The sequence below is a fragment of the uncultured Ruminococcus sp. genome, assembly GCF_934476685.1.
In the GTDB taxonomy this organism is placed as follows: Bacteria; Bacillota; Clostridia; order Oscillospirales; family Ruminococcaceae; genus Hominimerdicola.
The window spans coordinates 432,246-453,303 of sequence record NZ_CAKSNX010000001.1; the positions used below are offsets into that span (position 1 = coordinate 432,246).

General features: G+C 44.6%; 16 protein-coding genes. 12 read left to right on the forward strand and 4 right to left on the reverse strand.

All coding sequences use genetic code 11. The features are described from left to right. The first annotated feature begins 29 nt into the window (after window positions 1-29). Complete coding sequence (locus Q0E19_RS01985) at window positions 30-2,321, forward strand: CAP domain-containing protein (RefSeq protein WP_294406710.1); 2,292 nt, start codon at window positions 30-32, stop codon at window positions 2,319-2,321. Window positions 2,322-2,402: 81 nt separating this feature from the next. On the opposite strand, the gene Q0E19_RS01990 is transcribed toward Q0E19_RS01985, so the two are convergent. Together Q0E19_RS01990 and malQ are read right to left on the reverse strand one after the other, a co-directional pair. Next, window positions 2,403-4,766, reverse strand: coding sequence for a glycogen/starch/alpha-glucan phosphorylase (locus tag Q0E19_RS01990; RefSeq protein ID WP_294406712.1), 2,364 nt, complete (start codon window positions 4,764-4,766; stop codon window positions 2,403-2,405). Window positions 4,767-4,796: 30 nt separating this feature from the next. Next, window positions 4,797-6,284 carry a 4-alpha-glucanotransferase gene (gene malQ / locus Q0E19_RS01995; protein ID WP_294406715.1) on the reverse strand — a complete coding sequence of 496 codons (1,488 nt, stop codon included), beginning with the start codon at window positions 6,282-6,284 and terminating at the stop codon, window positions 4,797-4,799. Between the two features lie 192 nt (window positions 6,285-6,476). Here malQ and Q0E19_RS02000 point away from each other — a divergent pair, with 192 nt between their 5' ends. The 3 genes from Q0E19_RS02000 to Q0E19_RS02010 all read left to right on the forward strand — a co-directional run bounded on the left by Q0E19_RS02000 (window position 6,477) and on the right by Q0E19_RS02010 (window position 9,058). Then, window positions 6,477-7,598, forward strand: a complete 1,122-nt coding sequence (locus Q0E19_RS02000) for a peptidoglycan bridge formation glycyltransferase FemA/FemB family protein (RefSeq protein WP_294406718.1) — start codon at window positions 6,477-6,479, stop codon at window positions 7,596-7,598. A gap of 72 nt (window positions 7,599-7,670) precedes the next feature. Then, on the forward strand, window positions 7,671-8,819 hold the full coding sequence (gene fliB, locus Q0E19_RS02005; RefSeq protein WP_294406721.1) for a flagellin lysine-N-methylase: 1,149 nt from the start codon (window positions 7,671-7,673) through the stop codon (window positions 8,817-8,819). Next, a complete protein-coding gene (locus Q0E19_RS02010) occupies window positions 8,819-9,058 on the forward strand; it encodes a hypothetical protein (RefSeq protein ID WP_294406723.1) in 240 nt (79 codons plus the stop codon). Before fliB ends, Q0E19_RS02010 begins: the two co-directional genes overlap by 1 nt. Before the next feature lie 81 nt (window positions 9,059-9,139). On the opposite strand, the gene Q0E19_RS02015 is transcribed toward Q0E19_RS02010, so the two are convergent. Continuing rightward, window positions 9,140-10,363 carry a cellulase (glycosyl hydrolase family 5) gene (locus Q0E19_RS02015; RefSeq protein WP_294406725.1) on the reverse strand — a complete coding sequence of 408 codons (1,224 nt, stop codon included), beginning with the start codon at window positions 10,361-10,363 and terminating at the stop codon, window positions 9,140-9,142. Window positions 10,364-10,596: 233 nt separating this feature from the next. Here Q0E19_RS02015 and Q0E19_RS02020 point away from each other — a divergent pair, with 233 nt between their 5' ends. The 8 genes from Q0E19_RS02020 (at window position 10,597) to Q0E19_RS02055 (ending at window position 19,420) form a co-directional block, all read left to right on the forward strand. After that, entirely contained in the window at window positions 10,597-11,802 is a 1,206-nt protein-coding gene (locus tag Q0E19_RS02020) for a PLP-dependent aspartate aminotransferase family protein (protein WP_294406727.1), read from the forward strand. Window positions 11,803-11,904: 102 nt separating this feature from the next. Continuing rightward, entirely contained in the window at window positions 11,905-12,594 is a 690-nt protein-coding gene (locus Q0E19_RS02025) for a JAB domain-containing protein (protein ID WP_294406729.1), read from the forward strand. Window positions 12,595-12,938: 344 nt separating this feature from the next. Beyond that, window positions 12,939-15,026 carry a dynamin family protein gene (locus tag Q0E19_RS02030; protein ID WP_294406733.1) on the forward strand — a complete coding sequence of 696 codons (2,088 nt, stop codon included), beginning with the start codon at window positions 12,939-12,941 and terminating at the stop codon, window positions 15,024-15,026. A 55-nt stretch (window positions 15,027-15,081) separates the two neighbouring features. Further along, window positions 15,082-16,080, forward strand: coding sequence for a hypothetical protein (locus Q0E19_RS02035; RefSeq protein WP_294406735.1), 999 nt, complete (start codon window positions 15,082-15,084; stop codon window positions 16,078-16,080). Next, the gene (locus Q0E19_RS02040; protein WP_294406738.1) at window positions 16,080-17,846 is read left to right on the forward strand and encodes a dynamin family protein; all 1,767 of its coding nucleotides are present in this window, start codon (window positions 16,080-16,082) and stop codon (window positions 17,844-17,846) included. Before Q0E19_RS02035 ends, Q0E19_RS02040 begins: the two co-directional genes overlap by 1 nt. A 216-nt stretch (window positions 17,847-18,062) precedes the next feature. Then, the gene (locus Q0E19_RS02045; RefSeq protein WP_294406739.1) at window positions 18,063-18,422 is read left to right on the forward strand and encodes a histidine kinase; all 360 of its coding nucleotides are present in this window, start codon (window positions 18,063-18,065) and stop codon (window positions 18,420-18,422) included. Then, a complete protein-coding gene (locus Q0E19_RS02050; protein ID WP_294406741.1) occupies window positions 18,419-18,943 on the forward strand; it encodes an isochorismatase family cysteine hydrolase in 525 nt (174 codons plus the stop codon). The genes Q0E19_RS02045 and Q0E19_RS02050 overlap by 4 nt, the downstream gene beginning before the upstream one ends. 183 nt (window positions 18,944-19,126) lie before the next feature. Continuing rightward, window positions 19,127-19,420, forward strand: a complete 294-nt coding sequence (locus Q0E19_RS02055; protein ID WP_294406743.1) for a hypothetical protein — start codon at window positions 19,127-19,129, stop codon at window positions 19,418-19,420. A gap of 115 nt (window positions 19,421-19,535) precedes the next feature. Here the strand turns inward: Q0E19_RS02055 and Q0E19_RS02060 are convergent, their stop codons facing one another. Then, window positions 19,536-21,047, reverse strand: coding sequence for a sialate O-acetylesterase (locus tag Q0E19_RS02060; protein WP_294406745.1), 1,512 nt, complete (start codon window positions 21,045-21,047; stop codon window positions 19,536-19,538). Window positions 21,048-21,058: the final 11 nt, after the last annotated feature.

The window sequence follows — 21,058 nt, forward strand, 5'->3', positions numbered from 1 at the left end:
ATTCATTTTAACTATTAAAGGGGAGATATATGATGAGAGTAAGTAAATTTATAAAAGGCTTTTCAGCCTGCACCTTGGCGGCTTGCGCTGTGTTCTCAGCGGCGGCATGGGGCAGTTTAAAGGCTGACGCTTATGGCCTTGAAAGGCACACGCAGGCTGAGATAAAGGCGAAGTTTCAGGAGCTTTATTTCAGCGTGAATGATGAGCCGACCTATGCGGAGGATTATTCGACCACCTCGCCTTACAGTGCAGGAAAGCTTTCCGATGAGGAATTGCAGGCGGCATTAAATTCGGTAAACTTCACAAGATATGTTGCCGGTCTGCCATATGACGTTAAGCTGGACAGCAATTACAGCGTTTACGCTCAGCATTCCAGTCTTGTAAACTATATGAACAACAGCCTGTCACATTTTCCGTCACAGCCTAGCGGACTGCCCGATGATCTGTATGAACTGGGTTATTCGGGTTCGGGAAGATCGAACATCGCAATGGGATTCGGCAACGTTGCATCGTCGGTTATTGCAGGATATATGGAGGACTCGGACAATTCAAACATAGACAGAGTGGGTCACAGACGCTGGGTGCTTAATCCGCCTATGCAGTACACAGGTTTCGGCTATGTGGGAAATGCAACGGCAATGTATGCTTTCGATATGAAGAGGAGCGACGCTTTCACAGGTGACTATATCTGCTGGCCTGCTGAAAATACTCCTTATGAGCTTGTGAGAAACAGCGACAGCACAAACGGCTACGCTTATTCCATAACTTTGGGCAATACATATGACACGCCGAGCAGGAGCAAGGTAACGGTAGATGTTACGTCTAAAAAGCTTGGCAAGAGCTGGCATCTTGATTCAAGCAGCAACACATATGCGGGAAATTATCTTAATGTAGAAAACAGCGGCTACGGAATGTCAAAGTGCATCATTTTCAACGTCGGCGATCTTCCTGAGGACGATACGGTTTCCGTAACGGTAAAGGGAATATACAAAAACGGCGTGGAAAAGCCTATAAGCTATACTGTAAACTACTTTAATATGCTCGATGATAACGATTACCCTGTCGGCTTTGAAAAAAGTGAATATGATATCGAGGTCGGCGAAACTATCCGCCTTAACGGCTGTCATAATCCGCTTATAACAGAGAACTATTCCATATGGTATGGTTCGACAGCTTTGACATATTCAAATATCAAGATGCTGGGCGGCGGAGCATTTGAGATAACAGGAAAGGAAGAGGGCAGCTTTAACATATGGCTCGGCACAAGCAGTCAGATGTTCAACAACACCAAGACCACTATCAATGTTACTCATAAGCATATCGAATCCGGCTGGATAATCGACAAACAGGCGACAACGACTTCCACAGGTTCACGTCACAAGGAATGTACAAAGTGCGGAAAGGTACTTCAGACGGAAACTATCCCCATGAAGGAGATCACCACTATAAACGACTGCACTATCTCACTTGCTCAGACAGCATACACCTATGACGGCACAGCGAAAACACCTGCCGTAACTGTAAAGGCAGGCAGCAAAACTCTTACAAAGGGTACGGATTACACTCTTGAATACAGCGCAAACGTCAACGCAGGCACAGCTTATGTAAAGGTAACAGGAAAAGGCACATACAGCGGCACATATGCAAAGACATACACCATCAGCGCAAGAAATGTTTCAGCCTGCACAGTAACTTTAAGCGCAGACACGAACTATTTCAGAGGCACGAGAGTAAAGCCTGTTGTGACTGTAAAGATAGGAAACACTGTTATACCTGCATCGAACTATTCTCTCAGCTATGGGGATAATCTTTCGGTAGGTACGGCAAAGGTAACTATAAAGGGCAAAAACAATCTTACGGGCAGCTATGTAAAGAAGTTTGAGATAATCCCACGTTCTGTCGGAAACTGCGATATCGAAATGGAGCAGACAGCATATTTCAACGGCACAAGAATAAAGCCATCGGTTAAGATAGTATGCAACGGAACTGTTCTTTACAGCGGAAATTACACTCTCACTTACAAAAATAATCTTTCAGCAGGCACAGCGTCTGTTGTAATAACAGGAAAAAATAATCTTAAAGGCAACGTAACAAAGACTTTCAAGATAAATCCACGTTCTATAAAGAACTGCACAGTAGAGCTGAAGAAAAACACATCTTCACCTGCAAAGCCTTTAGTTTCTGTAAAGATAGGCAGCAATGAGCTTTACAGCGGAAACTACACAGTTTCATATTCTGCAGTATCAAGCGGCAAGGTAACTGTTACAGTTACAGGAAAAGGAAATCTGAAAGACACAGTAAAGCTGACATACACAGTTTAAGACTATTAAAAACAGTACACAAAAACAGGGAAGATCATATCTCAGATCTTCCCTGTTTTTTATGAAGTTTATTTTATGTTTTTATATCTTCCAGATATTTTCCGCATAGTCCTTTATAGTTCTGTCGGAGGAGAACTTTCCTGCGTTGCAAATGTTTATCCAGCATTTTTTAGCATAAGCAAGTCTGTCCTTATAATCTGCGTTCATTTTAAGCTTTGCCTCAACATAGCTGTTAAGGTCACCGAGAACGTAATAGTGATCCGGAACGTGCCAGCTTGCACCGTCTGTAAGTGCCTTGTAAAGCTCCTTAAAGCTGCCCTCTTCATTGGAAGGTACTCCGCCGTCGGAGAAAGTGCCGTCAATAAGCTTGTTAAGAACACGGTTTATCTTTTCGTCCTTGTAGAGTATCTCTCTCGGATCGTAGTTCGGCATTATCTCGGCAAGCTCTTCAACTCTTGCGCCGAAGATGTAGTTGTTTTCCTCGCCAGCCTCTTCCGCTATCTCGACGTTTGCGCCGTCATATGTTCCGAGGGTGCAGGCACCGTTGAGCATAAGCTTCATATTGCCTGTGCCGCTCGCCTCAGTTCCTGCTGTTGATATCTGTTCTGAAACGTCTGCCGCACAAACCAGCTTTTCGGCATAGGATACGTTGTAGTTTGCGACGAATACGACTTTAAGGAGATCCTTTGTGTCAGGATCGGAGTTCACAAGGTCGCCTATTTCGTTGATAAGCTTGATTATAGCCTTTGCACGTCTGTATCCGGGAGCGGATTTTGCGCCGAAGATGTAAACGGTAGGTGTGAAATCCTTTATAGAGCCGTCCTTTATGCCGAAGTAGATGTAAAGGATAGAGAGTGCGTTGAGCAGCTGTCTTTTATATTCGTGCAGACGCTTTATCTGAATATCGAATATCCAGTTCGGATCAATATCCTTGCCGTCATGCGCCTTGACGAAATCGGCAAGCTGGCACTTCTTTGCTTCCTTTATTGCCATAAACTCTTTCAGAACGGCTTCATCATCAGCATATTTTTCAAGCTTTTTCAGCTGGTCAAGATCCTTTGCCCAGTCGGCATTTCCAAGCAGGCGAGTCAAAAGTGCGGAAAGCTCAGGGTTGCAGAGGGCAAGCCAGCGGCGCTGAGTGATGCCGTTTGTCTTGTTCTGGAAACGGTCTGGATAGATCTCATACCACTCTTTAAGAGCGTCATTTTTAAGTATCTCTGTATGGATAGCGGCAACGCCGTTTATGTAAGAGGAAACATAGATAGCCATAAATGCCATCTTTACCTGTCCGCCGCCCACAGGGGACATTTTTGATATCTGAGCCTTGTCGATGCCGAGGGCATACATATCCTTGATGAACTTTTCGTTTATCTGGAGGATAACGGCATATACCTCAGGCAGAATGTTTTCCACAAAGCGGCAGTCCCACTTTTCAAGAGCCTCAGCCATTATGGTGTGGTTGGTGTAGTTGAATACCTTATGAGCCATATCAAAAGCCTTTTCAAAGCTGTATCCGTTTGAGATAAGCTGTCTTATAAGCTCAGGCACAGCGATAACAGGGTGAGTGTCGTTGAGCTGGATAGTGATATAGTCGGCAAGGTTATCAAGTGTGCCGAAACGCTTTTTATGCTTTTTCAGTATATCTGTAACAGATGCAGCGGAGAAGAAGTATTCCTGTTTAAGACGGAGTATTCTTCCTGCGTCAAAGTTGTCGTTAGGGTAGAGGACTTTTGAGATGTTCTCAGCGGCAGTTTTTTCGGCAGCGGCTTTTTCAAACGCACCGTTGTTGAAATCTGCAAAATTGAACTCTTCCACAGCCTCAGCCTGCCACAGGCGGAGCGTACCGATATTCTTTGTGTCGAAGCCTATAACAGGCATATCGTAAGGCACAGCCTTTACGGTCTGGTCGGCATACTTTACGAGAACGGTGTCCTCGTCCTTGCGCTTTGACCATGGGTCGCCGTATTTCTGCCAGTTATCTGCATATTCGGTCTGAAAACCGTTTTCTATGCCCTGCTTGAAAAGTCCGTACTTGTATCTTATGCCGTAGCCGTCAAGCGGGATATCGTGTGCGGCTGCGGAATCAAGGAAGCAGGCGGCAAGTCTGCCAAGACCGCCGTTGCCGAGGGCAGCGTCCTCGATATCTTCAAGGTCGGCAAGACTTCTGCCGTGAGCCTTTAAAGCTTTGTCAACGTCCTCGGTAAGTCCAAGGCAGAGCAGGTTGTTGTAGACAGCTCTTCCCATAAGGAACTCCATAGAGAGGTAGCAGGCACGTCTGCCCGAAAGGTGCTTTTCCCTGCTGTCGCTCCAGTCGGAGTCGATATATTCCATAACTACTGAGGAAATGCTCTCGTGGAGCTGCCACGATGCGGCATTTTCTATGGAAACGGAATATTTTCTTCTGAGATCCTCCGCCAGTCTTGTCTGAAACTCTTTATTATCCATATCATCTAATCCTTTCAATTTGGTGTGCCGTCAGGCAGGACTTCTTCCGTATGTATCGGTCAGCTTTGCAAGCTTTTTCTCAAGCTTGCTGTTTAAAGCGGACATATCCTCCAGCCGCCATTTCCAGTTTTCGCCCACAGTAGACGGTGTGTTCATTCTTGCGGAAGAGTCAAGCTCAAGTATATCCTGCATCTGAGTGATAGCCGTATCTGAAATGCTTGCCCAGCAAAGTCTTATCATACCCCAGACAATATCGTTCGTGTTCTTTACATTAAGATACTCCTTGCAGTATTTAACGGTTTTCTCATCGGCGGACTTTATCCAGCCTGCAATAGTTTCATTGTCATGAGTTCCCGTATAGCATATGCTGTTGGAAGTCTTGTAGTTGTGGGGGAGATAAACGTTCTGCGGGTCGGAATCAAAGGCAAATTCAAGTATCTTCATACCCGGATAGCCTGCTGAGTCCAGCATTTTTGTTACCTTTTTGGTGAGGAATCCAAGGTCCTCGGCGATGATGTCAAGGTCGCCCAGCTTTTTGTTTATTTCCTTGAAAAGCTTCATATCAGGACCTTTGCGCCACTGACCTTTTCTTGCGTTCTTTGCGCCGTAAGGTATGCAGTAGTAGCTTTCAAAACCTCTGAAATGGTCTATCCTTACTGTGTCATATATCTCGAAAGCAGACTTTATCCTGTCCACCCACCAGCGGTATTTCTCCTTAGCCATAACGTCCCAGCGGTAGAGCGGGTTTCCCCACAGCTGACCGTCCTCGGAGAATACATCGGGGGGACATCCTGCTACCTCAACAGGCTTTTTGTCGCCGTCAAGATAGAAATACTGCGGTGTTGCCCATACATCTGCGCTGTCGTATGCACAGTAGATAGGGATATCGCCGATTATGCTTATGCCCTTGTCGTTTGCATACTTTTTCAGCTTTTTCCACTGCTTGAAGTATTCATACTGTACAAAGCACCAGAAGTCGATATCGTCGGCATATTTTTTCGACGCTTGTTTTACAGCCTTCGGCTTTCTCAACCTCAGACAGTCCTCCCATTCGTACCATGCTTTACCGTCATGGGCGAATTTAAGGGACATAAACAGACCGTATTCATAAAGCCAGTCCTTGTTTTCAATAACGAATTTTGCGTAGCCCTTTGCAGGCTTTTTTCTGAAACGCTTGTGTGCGATCTTCAGAACGCCGAAAATATTTTCATATATTTTTCCGTAATCAACAGAGCCTTTTTCGCTGCCCCAGTCGATATCTTTGTATTCCTCCGCTTTCAGGAGCCCGTCGCTTTCGAGAGTTTCAAAGTCTATAAAATACGGGTTTCCTGCATGGGTGGAAAAGCTCTGATAAGGGGAATCGCCATAGCTGGTAGGGGATACGGGGAGTATCTGCCAGCAGCTCTGCTTTGCAGCAGCGAGGAAGTCAACGAAGCTGTAAGCCTCTTTTCCCATCTTACCTATTCCGTAATCATTCGGAAGAGATGAGATATGCATTAAAATGCCGCTTTTTCTCATAATAGATCTGCTCCTTCCATATACATATCACTATTATACTACATCTGAATTTATTTGGCAATAGTCAAAATGTCTGTTTTTTACCGCTTTTTCCCGATGAACAGCGGTTTTGTGAAAATATACTATTGATTTTTTTGAAAGTCTGTTATATAATGATTATTGTATATAATTTTCAGAGAGGAATATCAAATTATGGAGATCATAAATAAATCAGACGCCAAGGTGCTTGAAGAGTATGAAGAGTTTGCGAAAAACAGCAAATACGGAAACTTCATGCAGTCGCTCAGATGGCCTAAGGTAAAGGATAACTGGGGCTGGGACGCTGTTATATCACGCAGTGCTGACGGCAGCATAAGAGGCGTTTGTCTTGTGATTATAAAGAAGATACCTATATTCGGCTGTACGTTCCTGTATGCTCCTCACGGCCCTGTATGTGACTGGAGCGATAAGGAAGTTATGGCTGATCTCTTCGAGGGCATAAAGGTGCTTGCGAAGAAGTACAAGGCTTATCAGTTTATGTGGGATCCGCCTTTTGAAGAGGGCGAGGAGGAGCGTTCAAAGATAATAAAGGATATGGGATTTACTCATATCGACGACGCACCTGAGCTTTCTACAATTCAGGCTAGAAACAACTATATGCTGAGAAATATCGAGGGCAAGACTCCCGATGAGGTAATGGCAACATTCAAGCCTGACTGGAGAAACAGAATAAGAAAAGCAGGCAGAAAGGGCGTTTACTGCAAGGTGTGCGGTACAGAGGCTCTTGATGATTTCTATCCGCTTATGGAGGCAACAGGTATCCGTGACGGATTTTCCATAAGAGGAAAGGAATACTTTGTAAAGTTCATAAACGGTCTTGGTCCTGAACATTGTCACCTCTTTATGTGCTATACAGAGGAGGACGGCAAGGAGATACCTCTTTCGGGCGCAGTTACTACTCAGTATGCAGGAAAGACCTGTTATGTTTACGGTGCGTCTGCAAACCACCACAGAAATCTCTATCCAAACTATCTTATGCAGTGGACAATGATAAACTGGGCGATAGAGGGCGGAAACTATATATACGATTTTCAGGGCATACCGTTCTACAAGGACGAAACTAACCCGAACTACGGCGTATACAAATTCAAGAAGGGATTCAACGGCGAGGTCGTTACTTATGCCGGTGAGTATTTCTACATTTTCAAGCCTTTTATGAAGAAGATAGTAGACCTTTGCGAGAAGATCGTAATGGGTATCCACGAGAAGAAGAGATTAAAGCTTGTGGCTAACCGCAACAAGGACTATGATGAAACTGCGGCGAAAAAGTCCTGATAAATTGATATAAGGATATAAAAAACTAGGGCGGCATATTGCACCGCCCTTTTTGCATAAGGAGGCTTTTTGATGAAACTGTTCTATTCGGATATTTTTGATAATTTCAGATGCACCTGCTCGGAATGTAAGGACAACTGCTGCAAGATAGGCTGGGATATCGAGATCGACGACAAGACTCTTGATTTTTACCGTTCGGGAAATGATGAGCTTTGCAGAAAACTTGTGGAAAATATCTATGAGGAGGACGGCTGTCATTATATGCGGCAGGAGGGCGGATGTCCATTTATGAATGAAAAGGGATTATGCTCTGTTCAGCTTAAATACGGTGAGGAGCATATATCGGATATATGCAGGGAGCATCCTCGGTTCTATGAATGGTTCGGAGATTATAAGGAGGCAGGAGTAGGACTTAGCTGTGAGGAAGTATGCAGAATGATAACGGAGCATCCTGCGCCTATGCTTTTTACTGAGCGTGAAATAGATGAAGAGCCTGACGATCTGGAATTTGATCCCGATATGCTTTTGGCAGTAAAGAAGATACGCAGCAGGCTTATCGACGTTATGCAGAACAGAGGTCTTAGCGTAAGCGAAAGGCTGTGTGTGCTGCTTTATTCCACGGAGGATATAGATGACGCTGTTTTTTCTGAGGACAGGGAGCGTTTAAAGCACATTTCGGGTATGCTCGCAATAGACGGTTTCCTTATAGAGATAATAAACGAGTGGAGCAGGGAATACAGGGAGAATGGTGCGGCTGAAAAAAGGCTGAACGCTTATAAAACTGCGGCGGGACTTTTCTCTGAAATGGACTATCTTAATACTGAGCTGCGTGAGATGTATGGATACGCAAAGGAAAATATCCGTGAGATACTTGCGGAGGAAAAGCAGTTCGATAGGCTGTACAGCGAGGATCAGTTTGAGCTGGAGCATATTACGGTATACTATCTGTTCCGGTATTTTATAAAAGCTGTAAGGGACTATGACGCTGCGCCGAAGATATATTTTGCGGTGCTTTGCACGATAATGACAAAGCTGCTGTTTCAGGTCTGTCTGCATAAGACGGGAAAACTGCCTGCGAGGGAAAAACGTGCGGAGCTTATAAAGGAATTTTCCAAGGAGATAGAGTATTCAGAGGATAATACAGAAAAAATATTTGAATGGTTTTCGGAGAACGAGCAGAATTTTGATATGCTCTGCTCAATGCTGGGGAGTGAGATGTGATGCCGCTGTTTTCGGGATTGTTCACAAGTGAAAAAAATAAAAAGAAAAGCAGGATACCGTCAGGCTGTGAGGATATGGAAGTAAGGATAATGTCCTCCACTTGCACAGGGGAAAAGACCATAGGCTTTTATAATCGAAAAACAAGGGAGCTTATGTACACCGAGCTTGTCCGTTCGCAGGCTGACATAGACGCTTTCTATGAAAAATACGGTCTTGAAAGATCTGAAAAATCAAAATAAGCATAAATTAGCATATAAAAAACAGGCTGCTCTCAAATGTGAACTGAGAACAGCCTGTTTTATTTTAATTCATATTTGAAATTACTGAGCCAGCGGGAATATCTTTTCAGGGCAGATAGTCATCATCTTTTTGATAGCAGGCTGGATATCTGTCCAGAGTCCGCAGCCGTCGTCAGAACCGCTTGTTTTCCAAGCGAATACGCCGTTGTAACCGTTGTTGTATGCCTCTTCATATGCGCTTACTACATCGTAAGACGGATTGTCGGACGCAACAGCAGGCATTTCACCGATAACGGCAGGCTTCGTTCCGTCAAGACCGAAGTCAACAGGTGTCTTTTCGTAGATAGTACCCCAGTTAGGTATCATCCATGAATACCAGTGTGTGGAATAGAAGTCAACGTAAGCAAGTTCCTTCTTGTACTTTGAGTTGTCGCCAAGAACGCTCTGAAGCTCTTCATCTGAGATCTTGTTGCCCATCTGTGAGTCAGAGTTATACTTTATCATACCCATTCCGACAGTAACGAGAACGTCTGAATTTTCGTGGATAGCGGCTGCAGCCTTTGCGTAGTAGCTTTCAAGATAGAGCCAGTCAAGCTTTCCGCACTCATCATTTTCAACTATCCAGTCAGGCTCGTTGCAGAGGTCGATGCTCCACAGATAGTCGCAGGCATCATATCTCTTTACCAGAGGAATGATATAGTTGTCAACGTACTGATCTACCTTTTCATCGTCCTGAATGAGCGTTCTCCATGACTGATAGGTCTCATTTGTTTCCTTGTAGTGGTCAAAGGACTGAACGGTAGCCATTATGTAGATCTGATACTGTTCAGCGAGAAGCATAAGGTCGTCAAGATCTTCCCAGTGAGCGGTGGTAGCGCCCTCAAATGTGCCGTCGGCAGAGATGACCATACCTGTGTCGCCGTTGCATGAGATCCATATTCTTGCGGCATTTACACCAGCTTCATGGAGCTTAGAGAAGTGATCGTTCCAGAACTCGAAGTTAAATCCGCCGCCGAAATCGTTCCACTGATCCCAAGGTGTGTTTACGCCGTTGAACCATATATCCTTGCCGTCTACCATAAACTTTGTGCCGTCAACAGTTACCTTTGCTGTGCCGTCGCAGTTAGTTGTGTAGTCCTTTTCAGGCATTGCAGTTTCGGAGTTTGCAGTCTGTGCAGATGAACTGTCCGCAGCATTGCTGTTTGCGTCAGCTTTAGATGAGCTGCTGTTGTCCTCACCGCAGCCTGCACAGCAGAACAGCATGAGCGCGGCTGCAAGACCTGCGGTTATTCTTTTTATTTTCATATTAATACCTTTCCTTTCGATCAACAGATCATATTTTTGTTATAAGTTCATAAAAGTAATTATAGCACATTGTTTTTGTTTTTTCAATAGATTTTAACACATATGACCATTTACAGAGGGAGAATTTTGTGGGCAGGCAGAAAATTCAAAAAAACTTTACAAAATCCGAGGGGAGTTGTGATATAATATAAGTTGATTTTTTGGCAATGTTTTTTTGAAAGGAACGAGTATAAATGAGTAAGAATGAAAAAAACTATGACGGAATGAGCTTTACCACAAGAGCTATCCATGTGGGAAACGAACCTGACGCTGCAACAGGCGCTATCGAGCCTCCTATCAATATGGCTAACAGCTTCCTGCTGCCATACGACCCTTCAACAATGAACTGGTCTGCATCAGAGGCTAACATCTACACAAGAAACGGCGGAGTAAATCAGGGACTTCTTGAAAAGAAGATCGCAAATCTTCACGGCGGCGAGGACTGCGTATGTCTTGCCAGCGGTGTTGCCGCACTTTCAGCACTGTTCTTTTCACAGCTGAAAAAGGGCGACCACGTTATCTTCTCAACTGTTACATATATCGCAACATACAGAATATTCAATGAACTTTGGACAGAGAAGTGGGGGATCGAAACTTCTATCGTTGACTGCACAGATATCGAAAAGATAAAGGCAGCTATCAAGCCTAACACAAAGCTTATCCACTTTGAAACACCGGGCAACCCGACACTCTGCATCTGCGATATCGAGGCTATCGTAAAGCTTGCACACGAGCATAATATCCTTGTTTCAGCAGATAATACTTTCTCATCACCATACAACACAAGACCTCTCGAATACGGCGTTGACTTCGTTGTAGAGAGCCTTACAAAGTACATAAACGGTCACGGCGACGCTATGGGCGGAGCAATTATCGGACCTCACGAAGAGATGGACAAGATCCGTTATCAGGCACAGGTAAACATCGGCGGCGTTATCAGCCCGTTCAATGCATGGCTCATTATGAGAGGCGCAGTTACATTCCCACTGAGAATGCAGGTGCATAACGACAACGCTCTTGCCATTGCACAGTGGCTTGAAAAGCAGCCTTGCGTAAGCTTTGTTGCATACCCTGGTCTTGAAAGCCATAAGGGACACGATCTTGCTGTAAAGCAGATGAAGAACGGCTTCGGCGGAGTTCTTTCATTCGGCCTTAAGGGCGAGCATGATCTTTACAACAGAGTTGTAACACACCTCAACATCTTCACATCAGCAGTTTCACTCGGTCATGACGCAAGCCTTATCGTTTTCCTCGGCGAGGACGATGAGAGAATGTATCTCTACCCACAGGAATTCCACGGCGGTTTCTATCGTGTGGCTATCGGTATCGAGGACAAGAACGATCTTATCAATGACCTCAGACAGGCATTCAAGGCTGAGGGACTTGAAACAGTAGACTAATTAGACTAATCAACAACTGAAAATAAAGGGCGATCCTCAGCGGTCGCCTTTTTGGTATCTGAAAACTGAGGAAATTTAGAAAATCAAGAAAGGAAGAAGGATATGCAGCAGGCGGATCATTCAGGTCACAGGCAGCGTATGCGTGAAAGGCTGCGCAAAAGCAATTCCCTCGACAGCTTTGCAGAGCATGAGATACTTGAAATGCTGCTGTTTTATGTCTTTCCGAGAGGGAATACAAATGATATTGCCCACAGACTGCTGGTGCGGTTCGGCTCGCTGAAGGGTGTGCTGTGCGCCTCGGAGGAGGAACTTTTACAGGTGAAGGATATGGGCAGCAGCGCCGCTATCGCCATAAAGTTCTTTGATATGTTCACCAATTATGTGAAAAGGCAGGAGATAGGCGCTGTGGACGTTCGTGACTACGGCAGGACTATCGAATATGTTTCTACATTTTTTGCAGGTGAGAAAAAAGAAAAGGTGAAGATATTCTGCGTAAATTCTTCCTGCCGCATACAAAGCGTTACAGACGCAGCAAGGGGAGCGGACAGCAGTGTGCTGGTGGATTTTAAGGAGCTTACCAAAACTGTGCTTAACAGCGGCTGCTCGGTCATAATCATCGCACACAATCACCCCGGAGCGGCAAATACCCCTTCTCAGGAGGATATAGCTGTAACAAGAAAGATAATGAACTATCTCAGAATGTTGGATATAACCGTGCTGGATCATTTTATCGTGGGCGAAAACGGAACGCTCTCGATGCGCAGCTGCGGTCTTATCCACAGTGAGGAATGAATAAATACTGAAAATATCCGCAGCAGGATACGGGACTTCTGCTGCGGATATTTTATGCCTTTGGGACTGATGAATAATATTTGTTAAAAGTATTGTGAAAAATGCAGTAATGAGGTATGCTCAATTTGTGCAAAAGAGTAATTTTTCGTACACAAATAAAGGAAAATGTTGACTTAACGGATTTTGGTATGCTATAATGTAAGGTGTGAAAATACAATGATATAATTGCCCTTTTGTGACTATTTTATTTATATAACGTTTTATATCGGGCGATTTTAACTTCTTATAAAATTTTAAGCTTTTATATCTTTGGATTTTGTGAAAATATCTACTGGAGGTTTGTAATGGAAAAGCAAATTGACTATTCAAGCTATGCGTCCTATAAGGAAACTGTGGAAAACCTTACGGGCGACCTGCAGGAGCTGCTCAAACTGAGTGAGGAGATATCCCTTGTGAATACCGCAGAGTCGGTAAGGGAAACCCTTGAAAAGGCAAAGGACGAGCATTTTGAAGTCGCTATCGTGGGCGAGTTCAAGCGTGGTAAAAGTACGCTCATAAACGCACTTCTCGGACAGGAGGTACTGCCTGCCGACGTGCTGCCTGCAACGGCTACTCTCAACAGAGTTACATACAGCGAAGAACCTTACGTTCAGGTTGAATATAAGAACGGCGATTCTGAAAGAGTCGATATAGACAGGCTGGAGGACTATGTTACAAAGCTCACAGCCGAGTCGGAACAGAAAGCGGAAACAGTCAAGGAGGCTACCGTTTATTACGATACCGAATTCTGCCGCAATAATGTTGATATTATCGACACTCCGGGTCTGAATGATGACGATCAGATGACCAACGTCACTATGTCTATCATTCCGAAGATCGACGCTGCCGTTTTCGTTATCAGCGCAAACTCTCCGTTCTCACAGTTTGAAAAGGAATTTCTCGAAAAGAAGATGCTGACCTCAGATGTGGGAAGGATCATCTTTGTTGTAAACTGTTTTGGTACGTTTACACAGGAGGACGAGAACAAGATCGTTGAAACTGTCCGTACCAGAATAGGCAAGTACGTTATGGAAAAGGCGAAGAAGGTCATGGGCGAGGATTCCCGTGAGTTTGCCGTATACAAGAGAAAGATAGGCACACCGAGGGTTATCGGCGTGTATGCGAAGCGTGCCTTGACGGCTAAGACTATCGGCAGCCGTGAACTGCTGGAGCAGTCGAATTTCCCTGAGTTTGAAAAGGCTCTGGAAACTCTTCTTACGCAGGAGCGAGGCGTTATCACACTCCAGATACTTGCAAACAAGATCACAAATTCGGGTACAGAGATACTGCGCTCCATCGTTATGCAGGAAAATGCCCTTATGATGGAAAACGACGAATTTATGGAGAAGTATGACGCTGCCATAAAGGAGATCGACGAGATCAGAAATATGAAGAGACAGGAATTTGTCAAGATCAACGACGCTGCAAATCAGGTGTTCGACGATCTCAAACCTGTGCTTGAAAATTACTGGACTAATATCGAAAATGCCGCTATGGAGGTAATCGACAACTTCCAGATGTCCTCTGACGATTTCAAGAGGGATCAGCTCAAGATAATCACAAATAAGCTGACGGAAAAGATAAAGGAGAGCATCGAGGCTACCGCACAGATAATCTGCGAGCAGATACAGAACAGCATCAACAATGCAGTAAGCGGCGAGGCTCAGCGTCTTCAGAATTTCGAGGACGAGTTCTTCGAGTCCGTTGCAAAGATACAGGATATGTTCACTATCTCCGACAGAGTTTCACAGAACGGCGGAGTGCTTGATAAGATCATCGGCGTTGCTATCGGCTCATACGGCGTCGGCGGACTTTTCCTTGGATTCAGAGAGTCGGGCGTAAAGGGTGCGCTGCTTGGCGGTGCAACAGGTCTGGCAGGATTTTATGCAACATACTATGCCGCAGCATTTTTCGCAGGCTTCTTCGGTCTTACCGCAGCAGGCCCTGTTACATTGTGCCTTATGGCTTTCGCAGGCATAGCAGGTACGCTCTCTTCCAACTTTGCGGTGGATAAGATACTGGTAAAGGAAAGAATAGATAAGTATAAGTCAAACTTCAAAACACACGTCAGAAAGCAGTTCCACGAAATGAAGCTCAACAACGACTTCACAGAAACTGTAAGACGTCAGGTATTCACATCATTCGAGAGCCTGAAGAGCAAGATCGAAAGTGAAACAGAGATCATTCTGCGTGATACACAGGAAACTCTCGATAACCTCAATGACCTTAAGGCTGAAAAGAACAGCGTTTCACAGAAGGAAATGGAAAGACTCCATACCATCGCTGAAAGAGCCAGCGAGATCGTACAGGAGGCTTACGCAGTCAGACGTGCCCTTACAGATGAGATGGGCGCTGCTGAGAACACGGCTGAGGGCAGCCCTGCGCAGGCATAAGGATCACGGATCTCCGGTTTTAGTTTTATAGTTTTATGATCAGGGAGGACACTCAATGAGTGACGTTACAGAAAATACAGAAAGAACGGGGAAAATAAATCCGCTTCTTCAGATAGATACGGGCTTCCGCTCATATCTTAATGCCTATACCCGATCCTATCAGAACCATATGGTTGACGGCAGCCTTGACTATGCCTTTGAATCCGATTTTGCCGTAAGGCAGAAGATAATGGGACTGAGCGGTGCGGGAAAGCTTTTCAAAGCGGTAAATTCGCAGGATATCTCCGCAGAGGCAAAGCACCTGTTTATGAAATGCAATCAGGTCGGACCTCTGAAATATCCCGAAATATATGATATAGTGAAAAAATGTGCGGAACGCCTTGAACTTATCGTTCCCATAGTTTTCATAAGAGAGGATCTTGAAAGACCCCTTGCTTATTCCATAGCAAGCGAAATAATCGAGCCATGCATCGTGCTGACAAAGCAGCTTACAGAGCTTTGCAGCTATGACGAGCTTGCACTCCTTATCGGCAGCGAGTGCGGAAGGATACAGAACAATCACTGCACCTTCAATATGGCATACACTTACCTTAATGTAAATAAAAATGTTTATAAGCCTATCGAGCGTTCATACACTCAGGCTGTCGGAAGTCAGCTTTATTCCGCACTTGTCCAGTGGGTAAAGTATGCGGACATAACGGCAAACAGAGCGGGCATGATATGCCTTGACAAGCCGGGAAGATATCTCGACGTTATCACAGGGCTGTATAATAAGGGCTATGTGGATTTCTACGGCAGAAAGCAGGACAAGCTGGATTTCGCCGAACTTAATAAAAAGTCAGCAGAGATACACGCAAGCACTTCAAGAAGCCTGCGCATAGATCCGCAGCTGACGGATATAGAGAGATTTTTGCTGGCAAGCAATGAGTTCCTTTACTGCCACACACTCTATTCGTGGAGAAGTGATATGGAGGATATTGATTCCCACGCAGTTTCGGGACAGATATGCGACGTGCATACAAGCGTTATAATAGGAAACGGAGGTCAGAGCTGATGGAAAATGAAAACTTAATGACCGCCGAACAGGATATAACTTTAATAAGGGATCAGCTCAACGGTATAATAAGCGATCCTAAGATCGCAGCGGTACTGGGCGGCGAATGTATCGACCAGCTCAGACAGTGGGACTCTCTTATCGCAAAGAAATGTGAAGAGCCGTTCACGCTCGTTATACTCGGTGAGTTCAAGCGTGGAAAAAGCACCATAATAAATGCGCTGCTTGGAAAACAGCTTGCGCCCATAAATGTTACACCTGAAACATACACCATAAACGAGATATCTTTCGGTCATATGCAGACCGTAGAGGCTATACTCGAAAACGGACAGCGTGTTCCGCTTGTGCTGGAGGATATCACAAGAGAAAATCTTGAAAGGCGTATGAAGCTTTTCCCTGCAAAGATAGCGAACGTGCAGATAAAGGACAACGCTCCTATATTAAAGGATATAAGGATAGTTGACACACCGGGTCTGTCGGATCTTGAATCACTTGACAAGCAGGTTCAGGAATATATAGTAAATGCGGACGCTATAATGTATGCCGCATCATGCCTGCTGCCGTTCTCGGAAACAGAGCAGATATTCCTTGCGAGCCACGTTCAGCCGCAGAGATTTGGTATGCTGTACGTTTTGGTAAATATGATAGACGCTCTTAATTCACAGTCAGATGTGGATAAGATAATGAGAAGATTTAAGGGGATATCCGAAAGGATCGTTCCGAACGCTATCGTATACGGCATAAGCGGCGGTGATGAGCTGAAACGAAAGCTGGGCGAACCAAGACCTGTGGACAAGGGTACAAGAGAGTTTTATGAAACACAGTTTTTGCAGTTTGAGCTTTCGCTAAAGCGTGACATAATAATGCAGAAGGACGTTATACGTTCAAAGCGTGTGCTTACTATGCTGGATCAGATGTGGGAGGAGATAAATTCCAAACTGCGTCTTATCAGCGATATGACCGAGCTGGACAAGCAGAAGCTTGAAGAAAAGGCGAGGGAATTTGAAGAGCAGTGTACAGAACTTGCAAAGGCTCTGGAGGAGAAAAAGCCTGCCTTGCATCTCAGTATGCTTGAAATGCAGCAGGAGGCTGAAAGCTGGATGTATGAGTTCTTTGCAAAGCTGAGAGCAAGCATTCTTGAATGCCGTGCAAAGGACAGCAGCGGCGAGGATATATATTCGCCTGAGGATATAGAAAAGTATTTCTATTCCTTCCTTATGGAAAAGGTCGGCGAGGCTTACCGTACCTGTATAGAGTGCCACAGGGACAGGATAACCGAGATAGTTGAAAAGATGAGCCGTGAGCTTGCTGAGGCGCTCGGTATCGCAGATATGTCCGAGGTTACGAAAGCACCGTCTGTGGAGAGAATAATGATGTCGGTGAACAAGAACGTTACAAGAAGCGTTATGGGCGTAAAGCTGTTCGGCACAAGCGAAACTTTCCCGCCTGCGGCAATGAGTACGTTCAGCAGTATTCTGAAAAAGAAAAAGCAGACCGATATAATAGATATAGCTCTTGAAAACTATGACGATATAAGAATGGGCATCGTCAAAGATATAAAGACGGTATATCAGGATCTTGAAGTCAAGGCTGCGTCAAGACTTGACAGCCTGTATCAGTATCAGGTGGAGCTTGGAAGAGCTGCCCTTAATCAGGCTAAGGAAATGATGAACAGCTATGATAACGAGGAAATAATCAGAACGCTGGAAGAGGCAAAGCGCCGTATGGCTGAGCCGAGAGAAATTCTTCAGCGCTGTGGGTTTTAAAATTTGATATGAAGATATGAAAAGAGGAGCTTTGGACGGACAAAGTTCCTCTTTTTTACTGCTTTTAAGGTTCAAATATTTGTGCTTATTGTGAAAAATGGTGAAAATCACAGCCTCAATTTGTATGTTTTACAGAAATGTTAATAAACTTATTGATAATTATTACGATGTGGTGTATAATTATATCAGGGAAACCGAACACAAGGGGGATGTTGTATGGGAATGAACAGAGAATCGCTTGCACAGTGCGGGATAAGCTATGATGATGCCGTCGAGAAGTTTCTTGGGGAAGCGGAGCTTTATGAAAGTCTGCTTGTGAACTTTCTCGATGACAACTCATTCGATGAGGCAAAGGTCTGTGTTGAAAATGGCGACTGCGAGGGCGTTATAAGAACTATCCACGCAATGAAATCCGTTACGGGAACGCTGTGTATGAACGTGCTTTACAGAAAATGCTGTGAGGTAGTTGACGACGCAAGGGCGAACGATACGGAAAAAATGAAAGCCGATTTTGCCGAGGCTTATGAAATGTATCAGAAAATTGCAGAGTGTATCAGAGCGGAGGCAGCGGAATGAAATACCTTGTAGTTGTGGATATGCAGAACGATTTTATTGACGGCAGTCTTGGTTCGCCTATGGCAGAGGGAATAGTGGATAAGGTCTGTCAGAAGATAGAGGACTATAAAAATGACGGCTGCGGTATAATATATACTCTCGATACCCACTATGAGGACTATCTTTCCACATCTGAGGGAAAAAAGCTGCCTGTTGAGCATTGCATAAAAGGCACAAACGGCTGGGAGCTTAACGAAAAGGTAAAGGCTGCCATTGGCGGAAATGCAGTGTGCTTTGAAAAGAATACCTTCGGCAGCGTAAAGCTTGCGCAGTATCTTTCCGATAAGGCGGAAAGCTGTGAGAGCATAGAGCTTTGCGGTCTGTGTACAGATATCTGCGTGGTGTCGAATGCTTTGCTCATAAAGGCATATCTCCCTGAAAAGGAGATAATAGTGCAGGCAGACTGCTGTGCAGGTGTCACAGAGGAAAGCCACAATGCCGCATTGAACACGATGATGTCCTGTCAGATAGCAGTTATCTAAAATTTCGGCACATATTTGTTAATGAATAATTAATTCACAATTTGTGTAGTATGAATAAATCAGACTTTTTTACTTTGTGCATTAGTCTGATTTTTTAGCAAAAGACGATAAAACTCTTTAAATATTCTGAAAAAGGGTGTATAATGTAAGCATAGACGAAACGCACAAGGAGGTTCGGTATTTATGCAGATAATACATTCAATACAGTCACTCAGTTCTTCAGAAAAACTTGAAAAGTTCAGAGATCTTGAATTCTACGATCTTTTCCCGATGAATAACAAGCCATGCACAGCACAAAACCTGCTGAAGATCTCAGGCATATATTTTGCGGCTCTGCTTTTATGCCTTGCTGTTCTTATGCTGCTTGGCGGTATATTTATCCTGGGTATTATCGTGAAAATTATTTTCGTACCGATAATGGTCTATGCCCTTGTGGGTATGATAGAGTTTGCCGTAAGGTTTATGCGGCTGAACTGACGTAGTTTTTATGTTTATATCGTTTTATATCTCTAATATCTCTATAAAAAATATCCGGCACAGCTTGTTTGATCTGTGTCGGATATTTTTATTTCCTGCCTTTATGGCTTAAATTTTACTTGTCAAAGGTGCTGAACGGAGCAAGCGGAATGCCTGTTTCGTTCACAAGGAATGATTCCATATAGTTGAACCAGTTGTAACGGACATACTTAGGTTCGTTCACCTTGTCTGAGTAAACGAATATCTTTGAGCTGTCATTTTCGTCGATCTTGTATTCAGCCTCTGTAAACTCTCCGTCTGCGCCTGCGATCTCAAAGCACTGTTTAGCCTCGCCCTTTGGAGTAAGACCGTTTTCAGCGTAGTCAAGGCTGACCTCAATTCCGCCGTCCTTTATAATATATGATCTGAACATTGGTCCGAAAGCCTTTACGTCCATACCGTAAACAAGCTTTTCAGCCTGCAAGCACAGTCTTTCGCCAACAGGTTTCTTATCAAGTGGGTGAATGTTGTCAAATTCCCCGCAGTCTGTGATAACGGCGATGCCTGTGTTCTTTACAGTTCTGTATGCCTTCATCTGAGCGGAACGTATCTTGCTCCAATGTCTGTAATCAGGATCTTTTGCGTACTTGAATGCAGGAAGCTGAACGAGTATGAACGGCAGCTCATCATCGCCCCACTTCTCACGCCAGAGTGAGATAAGGCTTGTGAAAAGCCTGTAATAGCTGTCAGGCTTGTGATCGTCCGACTCGCCCTGATAATAGAGAAATCCCTGTATTGTGTAAGGGCATACTCTCATGACCATATTGTGGAACATGTTTGTTGGTCTGAAAGGATTTATCGCTCCCACAGGACCCGGCCATGTGTTCGGTCCGAGTACCTCGGCAGCCTGCTCCCAGCTTGTGCCAGGCTTTTCTGCGCAGAGCTTGCTGTACTTTTCATTCCACTCAGCGTTTTCCTTTTCATACTGATGATATTCTTCCACCATCTGTTCGTATGTTTTGCCCTTTGTCTTTTCGTCATATTCTTCTATGTAACTGGAGATAGTCTTGTCGTTTTCAAGAGTTTCTCTGTCCACCCAGTTTGATGCGGAAGAACCGCCCCAGTTGCAGCCGATAAGACCTACCGTCACACCAAGCTCCTTTGAAAGCTTAAGAGCAAAGTGAAGTCCTACTGCGCTCCAGTACTTTGAATTTTCGGGAGAAGCTGTGTTCCAACAGGTGTTTGCGCCCTGCTTTTCAGCGTCTTCCTCTGTGCCGACCTTTGGAGTATAGTAAAAACGTACAGGACAATTTGCGTTCAGCGTATTTAAAAGCTCCTTGCCGTCCTTTGCGTTCTGTATCTCAAATTCCATATTGGACTGACCGCCGCAGAACCAAACCTCTCCTATCATAACGTGATAGAATGTGATAGTATCTGTGCCGTCGGTAATGACCATTTCGTATTCTCCGCCTGCTTCCATAGGTGAAAGCTCAGTCTGCCATTTTCCGTCCTTTACGACAGCTGATGCTGATACGCCGTTTAATGTTACTGTAACGGTTCTGCCGTCCTCGCCTGTGCCGAAAACGCTGATATTTTTTCTTCTCTGCAAAACCATATAGTTGCTGAATATCTGTGCAGCCTTTAACATATTCCTACCTC